Annotated in this window: 13 protein-coding genes; 2 read left to right on the top strand and 11 right to left on the bottom strand. The window is 71.7% G+C overall.

All coding sequences use genetic code 11. From position 1 onward, the window contains the following. From N8K70_RS07770 to N8K70_RS07745, 6 genes are all read right to left on the bottom strand, one after another. Positions 1–585, bottom strand: coding sequence for a nucleoside/nucleotide kinase family protein (locus N8K70_RS07770; protein ID WP_317141019.1), 585 nt, complete (start codon positions 583–585; stop codon positions 1–3). Further along, on the bottom strand, positions 569–889 hold the full coding sequence (locus tag N8K70_RS07765) for a hypothetical protein (RefSeq protein WP_317141018.1): 321 nt from the start codon (positions 887–889) through the stop codon (positions 569–571). The genes N8K70_RS07770 and N8K70_RS07765 overlap by 17 nt, the downstream gene beginning before the upstream one ends. Positions 890–920: 31 nt before the next feature. Then, positions 921–2183, bottom strand: coding sequence for a DNA polymerase IV (locus N8K70_RS07760; RefSeq protein ID WP_317141017.1), 1263 nt, complete (start codon positions 2181–2183; stop codon positions 921–923). 97 nt (positions 2184–2280) lie between these two features. Next, on the bottom strand, positions 2281–3039 hold the full coding sequence (locus N8K70_RS07755) for a YebC/PmpR family DNA-binding transcriptional regulator (protein ID WP_317141016.1): 759 nt from the start codon (positions 3037–3039) through the stop codon (positions 2281–2283). Between the two features lie 59 nt (positions 3040–3098). Then, positions 3099–4277, bottom strand: coding sequence for a pyridoxal phosphate-dependent aminotransferase (locus tag N8K70_RS07750; protein WP_317141015.1), 1179 nt, complete (start codon positions 4275–4277; stop codon positions 3099–3101). A gap of 22 nt (positions 4278–4299) precedes the next feature. Beyond that, complete coding sequence (locus tag N8K70_RS07745) at positions 4300–5214, bottom strand: L,D-transpeptidase (RefSeq protein ID WP_317141014.1); 915 nt, start codon at positions 5212–5214, stop codon at positions 4300–4302. A gap of 61 nt (positions 5215–5275) precedes the next feature. On the opposite strand from N8K70_RS07745, the gene pdxY reads away from it, so the two are divergent. Then, a complete protein-coding gene (pdxY, locus tag N8K70_RS07740) occupies positions 5276–6127 on the top strand; it encodes a pyridoxal kinase PdxY (protein WP_317141013.1) in 852 nt (283 codons plus the stop codon). Between the two features lie 24 nt (positions 6128–6151). Here the strand turns inward: pdxY and pdxT are convergent, their stop codons facing one another. Continuing rightward, positions 6152–6745: a pyridoxal 5'-phosphate synthase glutaminase subunit PdxT gene (gene pdxT, locus N8K70_RS07735; RefSeq protein ID WP_317141012.1), complete on the bottom strand. Its 594-nt coding sequence runs from the start codon at positions 6743–6745 to the stop codon at positions 6152–6154. Positions 6746–6748: 3 nt separating this feature from the next. Beyond that, positions 6749–7639, bottom strand: coding sequence for a pyridoxal 5'-phosphate synthase lyase subunit PdxS (pdxS, locus tag N8K70_RS07730; protein WP_317141195.1), 891 nt, complete (start codon positions 7637–7639; stop codon positions 6749–6751). Between the two features lie 118 nt (positions 7640–7757). Here pdxS and N8K70_RS07725 point away from each other — a divergent pair, with 118 nt between their 5' ends. Beyond that, positions 7758–9089: an aminotransferase class I/II-fold pyridoxal phosphate-dependent enzyme gene (locus N8K70_RS07725; protein ID WP_317141194.1), complete on the top strand. Its 1332-nt coding sequence runs from the start codon at positions 7758–7760 to the stop codon at positions 9087–9089. Positions 9090–9098: 9 nt separating this feature from the next. Here N8K70_RS07725 and N8K70_RS07720 read toward each other — a convergent pair whose 3' ends face one another. From N8K70_RS07720 to N8K70_RS07710, 3 genes are all read right to left on the bottom strand, one after another. Beyond that, positions 9099–9671 (bottom strand): HIT family protein, encoded by a 573-nt coding sequence (locus N8K70_RS07720; protein WP_317141011.1) that lies wholly within the window; start codon positions 9669–9671, stop codon positions 9099–9101. A 1-nt stretch (position 9672) separates the two neighbouring features. Continuing rightward, the gene (gene thrS / locus N8K70_RS07715; RefSeq protein WP_317141010.1) at positions 9673–11646 is read right to left on the bottom strand and encodes a threonine--tRNA ligase; all 1974 of its coding nucleotides are present in this window, start codon (positions 11644–11646) and stop codon (positions 9673–9675) included. 354 nt (positions 11647–12000) lie between these two features. After that, positions 12001–13671 (bottom strand): hypothetical protein, encoded by a 1671-nt coding sequence (locus N8K70_RS07710; RefSeq protein ID WP_317141009.1) that lies wholly within the window; start codon positions 13669–13671, stop codon positions 12001–12003. Positions 13672–13760 lie beyond the last annotated feature (89 nt).

Here is a 13760-nt window from a genome sequence, read left to right as displayed (position 1 = left end):
TCAGATCACGCTGAGGGCGAGCTGCGCGAGACGGTCGGGGCGCTCTCGCGCGATGTGCGCGTCCTCCTGATCGGCCCACATCGACCAGTGGCGCTCGAATCCGCCGCCGTCCCTGACGAGGGCGCGGCGGCGGCGCTGCGCCTCGGGACCGTCCATCCACAGCGAGGCGTCGGCCAGCTCCGCGACGGTCTCGGCAAGAGCCCCGCACCCCTCCACGACGAGAGGGAGGGAGGGGTCGACCACCACGAGCGGTCCGGCGAAGGTGCCCCGCGCCCAGTCGAAACGGCGGTACGCCCCGGCCTCACCGCGATGGTGGGGCTCCAGGACCAGAGCGCGGGCGAGCGCCCCGCCCTCCCGCAGGCCGCCCCAGCCGGGGTAGAGCTCATCGAGCGACACGACCTGCGGCGCACCCGTCGACGGCCACTCCGCCGCGACCCGGCGCGCGAGCGTCGTCTTCCCCGCCCCGCTGCGCCCGTCGATGACGAGACGATCCGCCGCGCGCTCCGCGACCAGGGCGACGACGTCGCGGACGGCGGCCTCGAACGAGACCGTCCTCGAAGCGGACGTGCTACTTCTTGAGGGCACGGACGAGCTTGGTCAGCGCACGGCCGGCCACGCACACGAACGGCACGCCGACCGCGAGGAGCGCGATCACGTTCGGCTCGAAGCGCAGCTGGCCGTCGCGACGCACATAGGCGCCGATGGGGGCTGAGAAGCCACCGCCGCCGCCACCGCCGTTGCCCGCGTCATCCGATCCCCCGCCGAAGCCGGTCCAGGTGGCGGCGACGGGCACGAACTGCTCGCCGCCGACCTCCTGCGGCTCGCCGTACGCCGTGGTGACGCCGAGGCTTGCGGAGACCTTGCCGAGTTCGACTGCGATGTTGGGCATGACCCCACGCTACCGCGGCGGGGCCGTCCTGTCAGTCCGAATCCTCGGGCGGGCGGGGCGCCGCGGGCACCTGCGGGAAGCGCTCGGCCCTGCCGAGGAACGCCGCCCGCGTCACGACGCCGTCGCCGAAGCGCGCGGTGGCGTCGTCGAGAGTCCCCTCCAGGCGCTTCCAGTCCTCGTCCTCGTCCCACAGCGCGAGCGCCGACGAGCCCGCCGGACGCAGCCGCTCGGCCCTGACCCCGATGAGACGCACGGGCTGGCGCAGGTCGACGGCGGCCAGAAGCTCCCGCGCACCCTCCCCGATGCGCTGTCCTGACGCCGTCGGCTCGGAGAGCGCCTGAGAGCGCGTGATCGTCGCGAAGTCCGCGAAACGCACCTTGATCGCGACGCCTCCCGCCTCCAGTCCTCCGCGCCGCAGGCGCACCGCGACGCGATCGCCGAGCCGCAGCAGCTCGGCACGCAGCACGTCGAGGTCGTCGACGTCGGTGTGGAAGGTCTCCTCGTGCGAGATGCTCTTCTCCGCGCGAGAGGTCTCGACCTCCCTGGCGTCCTCGCCGCGGGAGAGGGCGCTGAGACGCGCAGCCCCCGCAGGCCCGACGGCGCGGGCGAGCACGTGCTCGGGAGTCTCCCGCAGATCGCCGATCGTCCGGATCCCGCGTCCCTCCAGCACCTCCGCGGCCTTCGGTCCGACGCCCCACATCGCCCGGACGGGACGCGCCGCGAGGAAGTCGAGCGTCTGCGCACCCGGCACGACGAGCAGTCCGTCGGGCTTCGAGATCGTCGACGCCATCTTCGCCACGTGCTTGGTCGCCGCCACGCCGACGCTGCAGGTGATCCCGGTCTCCGCCGCCACCCGTCGCCGGATCAGGCGGGCGATCTCCGCCGGGCTGCCCCAGAGGCGGCGCGACCCCCGCACATCGAGGAACGCCTCGTCGATCGACAGCTGCTCGACGAGGGGGGTGATGCTGCGGAAGATCTCCATCACCTGCCGCGACACGGTGCGATAGCGGTCGGAATGCGGCGGGACGATGAGCGCATGGGGACAGAGGCGGATCGCCTGGCTCACGGGCATCGCCGACCGGACCCCGTAGCGGCGCGCCTCGTAGGACGCGCTCGACACCACCGAGCGGCCGTCCGGAGCGCCGATGATGAGCGGCTTGCCCTTCAGGGTCGGGTCGTCGAGAACCTCCACCGCGGCGTAGAACGCGTCCATGTCGACATGGAGGATCCCCGTGCCGGCGTCGTCCGCGCCCTCGGCGGAGACGAGCCGACCCGTCCCATCCGCGCGCCCCATCCCTCCATTGTCCCCCGCATCGCCGACATCCGTCGCATGACGCAGCGAGGGCGGGGACTCCTCGTCCCCGCCCTCCCGCCGTTCTCCCGGGTCCGGCCTACTCGTCGTCCTCGAGCTCGGCCAGCACCTCCGGGGCGAGATCGATGTTCGTGAAGACGTTCTGCACGTCGTCGCTGTCCTCCAGCGCGTCGATGAGGCGGAAGACCTTGCGCGCGGTCTCGGCGTCCACCTCGACCCTGAGGTTCGGCACGAACTCCGCGTCGGCCGACTCGTACTCGATGCCCGCCTCCTGGAGCGCCGTGCGGACGGCGACCATGTCGCTCGCCTCGGTCACGATCTCGAACCCCGAGGGATGCGGCTCGACCTCCTGCGCGCCCGCCTCGAGCGCGGCCAGCATCACGTCGTCCTCCGTCGTGCCCTCCGCCGAGGCGACGATGACGCCCTTGCGCTCGAAGTTGTACGCGACGCTGCCGGGGTCCGCCATGTTGCCGCCGTTGCGCGTCATCGCGGTGCGCACCTCTGCGGCCGCACGGTTCTTGTTGTCGGTGAGGCACTCGATGAGCACCGCGATGCCGCCGGGGGCGTATCCCTCGTACATGATCGACGAGTACTCGACCGACTCCCCGCCGATCCCGGCGCCGCGCTTGATCGCGCGGTCGATGTTGTCCTTCGGGACGGATGTCTTCTTCGCCTTCAGGACGGCGTCGAAGAGAGTCGGGTTGCCCTGGAGGTCGGGACCGCCCAGCTTCGCCGCGACCTCGATGTTCTTGATGAGCTTGGCCCACGACTTCGCGCGCTTGGCGTCGATGGCCGCCTTCTTGTGCTTCGTCGTGGCCCACTTGGAATGCCCGGACATAAAACTCCCGCTCGTCTGACTGCGAGACCGCGCGCTCGACGCGCAGGCCTCCTCCGATTCTATTCTCTCGCGCCCGCCGGCTCGTGCCGGGGAGACGGGAGACGCTCGATGGCCGTGCGGACGACCTCGGGCGCGGCGGCGAGACAGATCCGGATCCATCCTTCCCCGGCCCGTCCGAAGGCGGTGCCGGGAGCCACGGCGACGCGCGCTTCGAGCAGGAACCGCTGCGCCCATCCCGCGACGTCGCCCTCCGACGCGTGCGAGACGTCGATCCACAGATAGAACGCCCCCTCCGGACGGTGATAGCGGAAGCCCCGGGCGTCCAGCAGCGCGGCGGCGAGCTCGATGTGCGCGCGATAGCGGTCGCGGGCGGCACGGATGTGCGCGTCACCGCCCGTCAGCGCCGCGACGGCCGCGTGCTGGTCGGGCGTGGCGACGCAGGCGATCGTCGCCTCCTGCAGCGCGCGCATCGTGCCGCCGAAGCCCGGCGGCGTGACGAGCCAGCCGACCCGCGCGCCGGTCATGGCATGGCTCTTCGACGTCGAGAAGACGCTGAGCACGCGCTCCTGGTCGCCCGTCCTGGCCGCCACGGCGGCGACCGAGACGTGGGGGCCGGACCAGGTGAAGTGCTCGTACACCTCGTCGCTGACGATCCAGAGATCGTGACGGGCGGCGAACGCGACGAGCTCCTCCAGCGTCGCCTCGTCGAACACGACGCCGAGCGGATTCGACGGCGAGTTCACGATGATCGCCCTCGTGCGCTCGGTGACGAGCCGTTCGAGCTGCGGGAGCCGGGGGACGAAGCCGTCCTCCGCGCGCAGCGGATACGGGACGGGGACGGCCCCGATCGACCGCGGATACATCGTGAACGTCGTGTAGCCGGGGTCGGGGACGAGCACCTCGTCGCCGGCCCCGAGCGCGATCGTCAGCGCCTGGGCGATGGCCTGCGTCCCGCCGACCGTCACCCACACCTGGTCGACGTCGGCCTCGAACCCGTTCTCGCGCGCGAGCTTCTCGACGATCGCGCGACGGAGCGCCGGGATGCCCCCGTTGGGGGCGTAGTCCGTGTCGTCCCGGCTCCACGCCGCCCGCGCGGCCTCCCGGACGTGCTCCGGGACGGCGTCGTCGGGCTCCCCCACGACGAGCATGAGCGGATCGTCCAGCGTGAGCGCGAGCTCGTAGATGCGGCGGGTGCCCGATTCGGGGACGGCGGGGATGTGAGCGGCGGGCTGAGGCACCCGTCCACGCTACTCGCGTCGATCAGTCGCGGATGTAGACGGGCGTGCCCGCCGGGAGCTCGGCCAGCCGTGAGATCGCCGCCTCGTCCAGCCGGATGCAGCCGTTCGAGATCGCACCCGAGCGCACGTCGTGGTAGTGGAACGCGGTGACGGCGACGGACTGCCCGTCGAACCCGTCGAGGGTCGGCGACTGCACCGACAGGTACACGAGAGGGTGACCGCGCGTGTACGCGAGGGACGCCGTCCTCGTCATCATGATGAACGACCGGCCGAGGGGCGTCGGCGTCGCGGCGGCCCCGAACGCGAAGTCCTCGGCGACGCGCTCCGTCCCCTCGTCGGTCGCGACGTCGATCGTCCGCTCCGACAGGCTGACCTCCACGCGGTACGGATTCTCGGTCAGCTCGACGTCGGAGGTCCGCAGCCAGCCGGTGACCTGGCCGGAGTCCCCCGCAGACGGCACGCTCTGCCGGCCGACGAGCAGCACGCGCACCCAGTGCTCCTGCTGCTCGACCACGGGGACGATCGTCCCCTCGAAGTGCTGCGCGCGCGGCAGGTACGCCACGGGCTCGCCCTCGGGATCGGCGAAGACGGGAGCGCCCGCCTCGATCGGCTGGGCCGAGACCCCCGCCGTCTCCCCATAGGGGTCGTCGTCCACCGGGAGCGCGCCGTTGACCTCGAAGACCTCCACGACCTGGAGGGAAGCCGGATCGTACGACGCCGTGTTCTCCGGGAACCCCGTCGGCGTCGGGGTCGGCTCGGGGGTGGGAGCGCGCGTCGGCGTCGCTGACACCGTCGGCGACGGCGTCTCCTCCGCCACGGTGGCGTCCTCCCGTCCGAGACCGACGACGATGGCGATCGCCGCGATCGCCGCGACGAGCGCGACGATGCCGGCCGCGAACGCGAGCGCGCGGCGCGACGACCTCCCCCGAGCTGCCATGCCCCCATTCCACCACGGTCGGGGTTCGGACGACACCCGCGGAGGATGGGATGATCGCAGGATGAAGATCCTCTCGATCCAGTCGGCTGTGGCATACGGCCACGCGGGCAACTCGGCGGCCGTTTTCCCCATGCAGCGCATCGGAGTCGAGGTGCTGCCTGTCTACACGGTGAACTTCTCGAACCACACCGGCTACGGCGCCTGGCGAGGCCCCCTCATCCCGCCCGCCGACGTCGCAGAGGTGATCACGGGCGTCGAGGAGCGAGGCGCGTTCCCCTCCCTCGACGCCGTCCTGTCGGGCTACCAGGGCAGCGAGGGCATCGCCGATGTGATCATCGACGCGGTCGCCCGCGTCAAGGCCGCGAACCCGGCGGCCGTGTACGCGTGCGATCCCGTCATGGGCAACGCGAAGTCCGGCTGCTTCGTGGCGCCCGCCATCCCCGGGCTGCTGCGCGAACGGGTCGTGCCGGTCGCCGACGTCATCACGCCCAACCAGTTCGAGCTGGGCTTCCTCACGGAGACGAGCCCCGACACGATCGAGTCGACGCTCGCCTCCGCCGACCTCGCGCGGGAGCTCGGGCCGCGCACGGTGCTCGTCACCTCCGTCGAGCGCCCGGACCGGCCGGAGGGCACGATCGAGATGATGGTCGTCGACGACTCCGGCGCCTGGATCGTGCAGACGCCGTTCCTGGACATGAAGGCCAACGGCTCCGGCGACGTCACCGCGGCCCTCTTCACCTCGCACTACGTCGCGACGGGCTCTGCGCCCGAGGCGCTGGCGCGCACCTCGTCGAGCGTGTTCGGCCTGCTCGAGCAGACGTACGCCGTGGGCGACAAGGAGCTCCAGCTGGTGCAGGCGCAGGAGCACTTCGCGCACCCCCGCATGGAGTTCGCCGTCCGCCAGCTGCGCTGACCCCCGGCTGAGTGCCGCGCGGACTCAGACGGCCTCGCGGACACGATCGAGGAACCTCCGGTGGAAGCGCTCCTCCCCCGACACCTCGGGATGGAAGGCGGTGCCCAGGATCGGCCCCTGCTCGACCGCCACGATCCGGCCGTCCGGCAGCGTCGCGAGCGGCGTCGCCGCCGGTCCGACGGACTCCACGACCGGTGCGCGGATGAACGTCGCGCGGACCGCCGATGATCCGACGGCCGGCACGTCGAGTTCCGTCTCGAACGACTCGGCCTGGCCTCCGAACGCGTTCCGGCGGACGGTCGCGTCCAGCCCGCCGAAGGTCCGCTGCCCCGCGATGCCGTCGCTCAGGCGGTCGGCGAGCAGGATGAGCCCCGCGCACGTGCCGTACACGGGCATCCCGTCGGCGATCGCCGCGACGACCGGATCACGCAGGCCGAAGGCGCGCGCGAGCGTGTCGATGACGCTCGACTCCCCTCCCGGGAGCACGAGCCCGTCGATGCCCTCGAGCTGCTCAGGACGCCGCACGCGGACGACGTCGGCGCCGAGATGCGTCAGCAGGACGACGTGCTCCCGGACATCGCCCTGGAGCGCGAGCACGCCGACGCGGACATCGGCCATCCGTCACCAGCCGCGATCGGCGAGCCGGTGGGGAGCGGGCAGATCGGCCACGCTGATGCCGACCATGGCCTCGCCCAGACCGCGCGACGCCTCGGCGATCACGCGGGGGTCGTCGAAGAACGTCGTCGCCTTCACGATGGCGGCCGCCCGCCGGGCGGGATCGCCGGACGTGAAGATCCCGGAGCCGACGAAGACGCCGTCCGCGCCCAGCTGCATCATGAGCGCGGCGTCCGCCGGGGTCGCGACGCCTCCCGCGGTGAAGAGCACGACGGGGAGCCTCCCGGTCGCGGCGACCTCGGCGACGAGCTCGTAGGGGGCCTGCAGCTCCTTGGCGGCGACGTAGAGCTCGTCCTTGGTCTTCGAGCGGAGCACGTTGATGTCGCCCGTGATGCGGCGGATGTGCTTGGTCGCCTCCGAGACGTCTCCCGTGCCGGCCTCCCCCTTCGAGCGGATCATCGCGGCCCCCTCCGAGATGCGCCGCAGCGCCTCCCCGAGGTTCGTCGCACCGCACACGAACGGGACCGTGAACCCCCACTTGTCGATGTGGTTGACGTAGTCGGCGGGCGAGAGCACCTCCGACTCGTCGATGTAGTCGACGCCGAGCTCCTGGAGGACCTGCGCCTCGACGATGTGGCCGATGCGCGCCTTCGCCATGACCGGGATGGACACCGACGCGACGATCTCGTCGATGAGGTCGGGGGCGCTCATGCGCGCCACACCGCCCTGGGCGCGGATGTCCGCGGGCACGCGCTCGAGAGCCATGACGGCGACGGCGCCGGCGTCCTCTGCGATGCGCGCCTGCTCCGCCGTGACGACGTCCATGATGACGCCGCCCTTGAGCATCTCGGCGAGACCGCGCTTGACGCGCGCCGTTCCGGTGGCAGTGGACACGATGGGGTTCCTCTCACGTCGCCGTCCCGCGAGGACGGCAGGGGATCGATCGGAATATTGACCTAGGCCAAAAGCTAGCATGAGCACGCCCCCTACACTCGATGAGGCGAAGGGCGAGGACATGAACGGCGCGATCAGCGGGCGGACGGCGGCGGAGGTCGCCGACAGCGTGCGTGCGCTGCTGGAGCGAGGCGCGCTGGCCCCGGGAGACACGCTGCCCCCGGTGCGCGCCCTCGCCGAGCGGCTCGGGATCAACCGCAACACGGCGATCGCCGCGTACCGGCAGCTGGCACAGGCCGGCCTCGTCGTGGCTCTCGGTCGTGGCGGCACCCGCGTCGTGGGGAGGCCTGGCATCGCCCAGGAAGGATACGGCGGCGACGGCGCCCTCCGCGACGTCGGAAGCGGCAATCCCGACCCCCGGCTCATCCCCGACCCGTCCGCCGCGCTCGCCGGGGTCGCCGGACGCCCCGTCCTCTACGGCGAGCCGGTCATCGATCCCGGCCTGGAGGCGTGGGCGACCGGATGGATGGCCCCGGACCTCGCTCCCGCCGATCGCATGGCGCTCACGGTGACCAGCGGCGCGGTCGACGCCGTCGAGCGCCTGCTCGCCCAGGCCCTCGTGCGGGACGACGCCGTGGCGCTCGAGGACCCGTGCTTCCTCGCGAGCATCCACACGGCGCGCCTGGGCGGATACCGTGCGGTGCCGGTCCCGGTGGACGCGGAGGGGATGACCGTGGACGGGCTCCGCGCCGCCCTCGCGGACGGCGTGCGTGCCGTCGTGTGCACGCCGCGCGGCCAGAACCCCACCGGCGCCGCCCTGACCGGACGTCGCGCCGCCGAGCTGCGCGCCGTGCTCCGCGACCATCCGTATGTCCTCGTCGTCGAGGACGATCACTTCTCGATGCTGTCGCAGCGGCCCTTCCACTCGCTCATCGGCCCGGACCACCGGCGCTGGGCGCTCGTCCGCTCGGTGTCGAAGTTCCTCGGCCCGGACATGTGCCTGGCCGTGGCCGCCTCCGATCCCGAGACCGCAGAGCGCCTGGCGATGCGGCTGAGCCCCGGGACGACCTGGGTGAGCCACCTGCTGCAGCGTCTTGTGCACGCGCTCGTGACGGACGAGGAGGTCGTGTCGGCGATCTCCCGCGCGGGCGCGCACTACGCCGAGCGGAACAGCGCCTTCGTCGCACGCCTCGCACGGCACGGCATCGCGGCCTCGCCCGGCGACGGGCTCAGCCTCTGGGCGGAGCTGCCGGTCGCCGCCCGCCCGGTGTCGGAGCATCTCGCGCGCCGCGGCTGGCTCGCGCGCACCGGCGACGAGTTCCGGCTCGCCGACACCGGCGCGCCGTCGCCCCACCTGCGCGTCACCGTGCACGACCTCGACGACGACGGGGCAGAGTCCCTCGCCGCCGATCTCGAGGCGGCCGTCGCCGCCGTCCGGGCGGGCGACCGCTGAGAGGGGCCCTCAGCTCTCGTCCGGCCAGGCGTCCGCGACGGCCTCCCTCACCTCGCCGAGGAGCTGCGGCAACGCCTTCGTCTTGGCGATGACCGGGAGGAAGTTCGCGTCGCTCGTCCATCGCGGCACGATGTGCTGGTGCAGGTGCTCCTCCACGCCCGCGCCCGCCACCGCCCCCTGGTTCATCCCGACGTTGAAGCCGTCGCACCGCGAGACCCGCCGCAGCACGCGCATCGCCGTCTGGGTGAGATAGGCGATCTCGGCTGTCTCGTGGGGGTCGGCCTCGTCGTAGAGCCCGATGTGACGATACGGGCAGACGAGCAGATGCCCGGAGTTGTACGGGAAGAGGTTCAGCAGGACGAACGCGTGCTCGCCGCGATGGACGATCAGGCCGTCCTCGTCGGACTTGCCCGGGGCCGCGCAGAACGGGCACGACGACCCGCGGTTCGCATCCGCGCCCGCGGTGATGTACGCCATGCGATGCGGCGTCCACAGGCGCTGGAACGCGTCGGACGACGAGGCGAAGTCCGATGACGGCTCGAGACGTGCGAACTCCTCCCGGGCCTCGTCCTCGGTCGTCATGTCAGAGGTCCTCGTCGGTCAGCACGAGCTTCTTCCCGTCGATCGCCGCCTGCACGAGCGCGACGGCCTCGTCGATCGGCACGCCGTTGCGCTGCGAGCCGTCGCGGAAGCGGAACGACACCGTGCCCGCCGAGCGGTCCTGCTCCCCCGCGATGAGGATGAGCGGGACCTTGCCCGTCGTATGCGTGCGGATCTTCTTCTGCATGCGGTCGTCGGAGCGGTCGACCTCCGCACGCACGCCTGCGCGGACGAGCTTCTCCGTCACCTCGTCCAGATACGGGCCGAACTCGTCGGCGACGGGCACGCCCACGACCTGCGACGGCGCGAGCCAGAGCGGGAAGTCGCCCGCGTAGTGCTCGAGGAGGATCGCGAAGAACCGCTCGACCGAGCCGAACAGCGCGCGGTGGATCATGATCGGGCGCTGCTTCGACCCGTCGGCGGCCGTGTACTCGAGCTCGAAGCGCTCCGGGAGGTTGAAGTCGAGCTGCACGGTCGAGAGCTGCCAGGACCGGCCCAGCGCGTCGGTGACCTTGAGGTCGATCTTCGGACCGTAGAACGCCGCCTCGCCCGGCTCCTCCACGAGGCTCAGACCTGTGGACCGCGCCACGCGCCGCAGCGCGTCCGTCGCGGTCTCCCAGACCGCCTCGTCGCCGATCCACTTCGACTTCTCGTCGTCGCGCATGGAGAGCTCGAGGCGGAAGTCTTCGAGACCGAAGTCCTTCAGGAGGGACAGGACGAACTCGAGCACCTTCGTCGTCTCGGCCTCCAGCTGGTCGGGGGTCACGAACAGGTGCGCGTCGTCCTGCGTGAAGCCCCGCACGCGGGTGAGGCCGTGCAGCGCGCCGGAGAGCTCGTTGCGGTACACCGTGCCGTTCTCCGCCAGCCGCAGCGGGAGGTCGCGGTAGCTGCGCGCCCGCTCCTTGTAGATGAGGATGTGCATGGGGCAGTTCATCGGCTTGAGGTAGTAGTCGACGCCCTGCTTCGTGACGTTGCCGTCCTCGTCGCGCTCCTCGTCCATCCGGATCGGCGGCCAGATGCCGTCGGCGTAGGTGACGAGGTGGTTGGAGGTCACGAAGAGGTCCTTCTTCGTGATGTGCGGCGTGTAGACGTAGCTGTAGCCCTCCGCGATGTGGCGGCGGCGTGCGTGCTGCTCCATCTCGCCGCGCGCGATCGCGCCCTTCGGATGCCACACGGAGAGCCCCGAGCCGATCTCGTCCGGGAACGAGAACAGGTCGAGCTCGCGCCCGAGCTTCCGGTGGTCGCGGCGCGCGGCCTCGGCGAGGCGGTCCTGGTACGCCTTCAGGTCGTCCTTCGTCGGCCACGCGGTGCCGTAGATGCGCTGGAGCTGGGGGTTCTTCTCGCTCCCCCGCCAGTAGGCTCCGGCGATCCGCACGATGTCCCAGCCGTTGCCGAGCACGCGTGTCGAGGGCACGTGGGGCCCGCGGCACAGGTCCTTCCACTGCGTCTCGCCCGTCTTCGGGTCGACGTTGTCGTAGATCGTCAGCTCGCCGGCGCCGACCTCGACGTTCGCGCCCTCGGCCGCCTCCTTCGTGCCGCCCTTGAGCCCGATGAGCTCGAGCTTGAACGGCTCGTCGGCGAGCTCGGCGCGTGCCTCGTCGTCGGTGACGACCCGGCGCACGAAGCGCTGGCCGTCCTTGACGATGCGCTGCATCTCCTTCTTGACGGCCTTGAGGTCGTCGGGAGTGAACGGCTCGTCCACGCCGAAGTCGTAATAGAAGCCGTCGGCGATGAAGGGGCCGATGCCGAGCCTCGCCTTCGGATTGATCCTCTGCACCGCCTGGGCGAGGACGTGGGCCGTCGAGTGCCGCAGGACGGCCAGCCCGTCCGGGCTGTCGATCGTGACCGGCTCCGTCGCCTCCGTCTCGCCGATCTCCGTGGCGAGGTCCTTGAGCTCGCCGTCGACGCGGATGGCGACGACGTTCCTGTCGGGGTACAGATCGAATCCGGTGGTCACCCGACCATCCTAGTTCCGGGGCCCGCCCACCCGAGGGCACGTGCACGCCGGCACGGATGGGGCATGTCGCATCGGCTCCGCAGGCGTCGTCCACCGACGGGCGGGACGGCAGCGAGGAGGCAGCGTCGTCGGGACCTCCCCCGAGCGCTGAGCCCGCGCCACGAGGCCGCAGGAGACCGGTCGTCGGGGCGCTCGCCGGAGCGGTCGCGGTCATCCTGGCAGGCGCCTCCGTCGTCTGGCGGCCGCGCCCGCTGTCGGCGCCGAGCGCCACGCGAGCGGCGACGACCTCTGCGACGCGCGGATGGGCCGGAGCGTGCTCGCGCTCCGGCCCATCTCCTGCGTGGACGTCTCCGATCAGACGCGAGCGCTCCGCGAACGGCTCCGCCGGAGCGACCCGATGACGACGGCGGACGATCCCACGACCAGGGCGCCCGCGAGCGCGAGCACCGCCGGAAGAGGACTCTCACCCGTCGGGGCGAGCTCGCCGTCCGGGTCGACGCCCGCCGGGACGATCGAGATCGTCGTCCAGCCGATCGGCGAGCCGTCGGCGGCGTACGCCGCGATCACGTGCTCACCCGTCGTCCCTCCGGGAAGCGTCACCCGCGCCGTGCCATCCGCCGCGGGCGTGTGCGCGCCCAGGTACGCCGGGTCGGAGAAGAGCCAGACTCCCATGCGCTGACCCGCGATCTCCGCTCCGACGCCCACGCGGATCGTCGCGCCCTCCTGCGCAGTCGCAGGAGCGACGATCGCACCCTGGAGGTCGTCGGGAAGGGCGTCACGGCTCGGGGTCTCCTGAGGGATCTGACCGTTCGGGTCTCCCGGCTCCCCCGTGGGCTCCGGCTCGGGCGCCTGGGTGGGCTCGGGGTCCGGGGTCGGCGCCTGAGTAGGCTCCGGGTCCGGAGTGGGCGTGGGCTCGGGGTCCGGGGTCGGCGCCTGAGTAGGCTCCGGGTCCGGCGCGGGCCCGACCTCGGTGCTCGCCGTCCACGCGAACTCGTGCACTCCGCATGCACCGTGGTCTGCCTGCCCATAGCCCGACGCCTCTCCGTCCGCCCCGATCACGCCGAACAGCGTGTAGTCGAAGCCTGCGTCCCCCCAGCGGATCTCGAACGGCTGTCCGACCGTCGGAGCTCCCGCGTCGGGGAGCACGAAGTCGGAGGTGCCCGTCAGGGCGTTCTCGCGACACGCCCACCAGAACTGCGTCGAGAACCGGCTCAGCTCCCCGTCCTCTCCGATCTCGAGCTCGACCGGGAATCGCCAGGGATCGGGCGAGATGTCCGCGTAGTCTCTGCCGCCGACCCGTGTGGTCCACGACTCGCCCTCGTAGACGCCGGCGGGAGCGGGATCGCCCTGCGCGTCTGAGACGACGTCGAGAAGGACCGAGACGCTCGCGGCGGGATGCACGAAGGACACGGCGTGCTCGCCGATCGCCAGCGGCGCGGACAGCAGTCCGTCGACGCGTCCGATGGAGTTCGACGTGAGAACGTCGACCGTCTCGTCGTCGACCCGCAGCTCGACGGACGAACCCGCCGGCAGTTCGCGCCCGATCAGCTCGACGGGTGCTTCTGCGAGCTCGCTCTCGGTCACCACGCGGCGAGACGCCCACGCATAAGCGTCCTCATAGGCGCCGATCTCGTCGGCGTAGAACTCCTCGTCCGGCACGATCTCGAACAAGGCCGAGGCACTCTGATCCCCGGAGACGAGCGCGACCGTGTGCGTTCCCGAACTGAGCTCGACGGTGAGCGTGAGACTCACGCGTCCTTGTTCATCCGCGGTGAACTGGCCGCCGTCGACCCCGTCGATGGACGCCGTCACCGCCGCGCCCGGTCCGAATCCCGTGCCCTCGACCTGGATGCCGCTGCGTGCGACCTCCCATGCCGACACGGCGTCCGCGCCGAGCGAGACCGACGGCGTCTCCGCCGTCGTCCCACCGAGCGCATCCGTGGAGACCCTCGACACCGCATGCGCCGCGGGCGCGACTCCCGCCAGGACGAGCCCCGCTGCGACCGAGAGGGCTCCCCAGCTCATGAGACGACCCCGTCGCGTCCCTTCGTCGTATCGCCGTCTGGCGCGGCGCTTCTGTCCCGTGGTCATAATCCTGCTCTCTTGGTCGATAC

The sequence above is a fragment of the Microbacterium sp. AB genome (assembly GCF_032878875.1).
GTDB lineage: Bacteria > Actinomycetota > Actinomycetes > Actinomycetales > Microbacteriaceae > Microbacterium > Microbacterium betulae.
The sequence above is the reverse complement of the archived record's forward strand: the minus strand, read 5'-3'. Positions and strand labels throughout refer to the sequence as shown.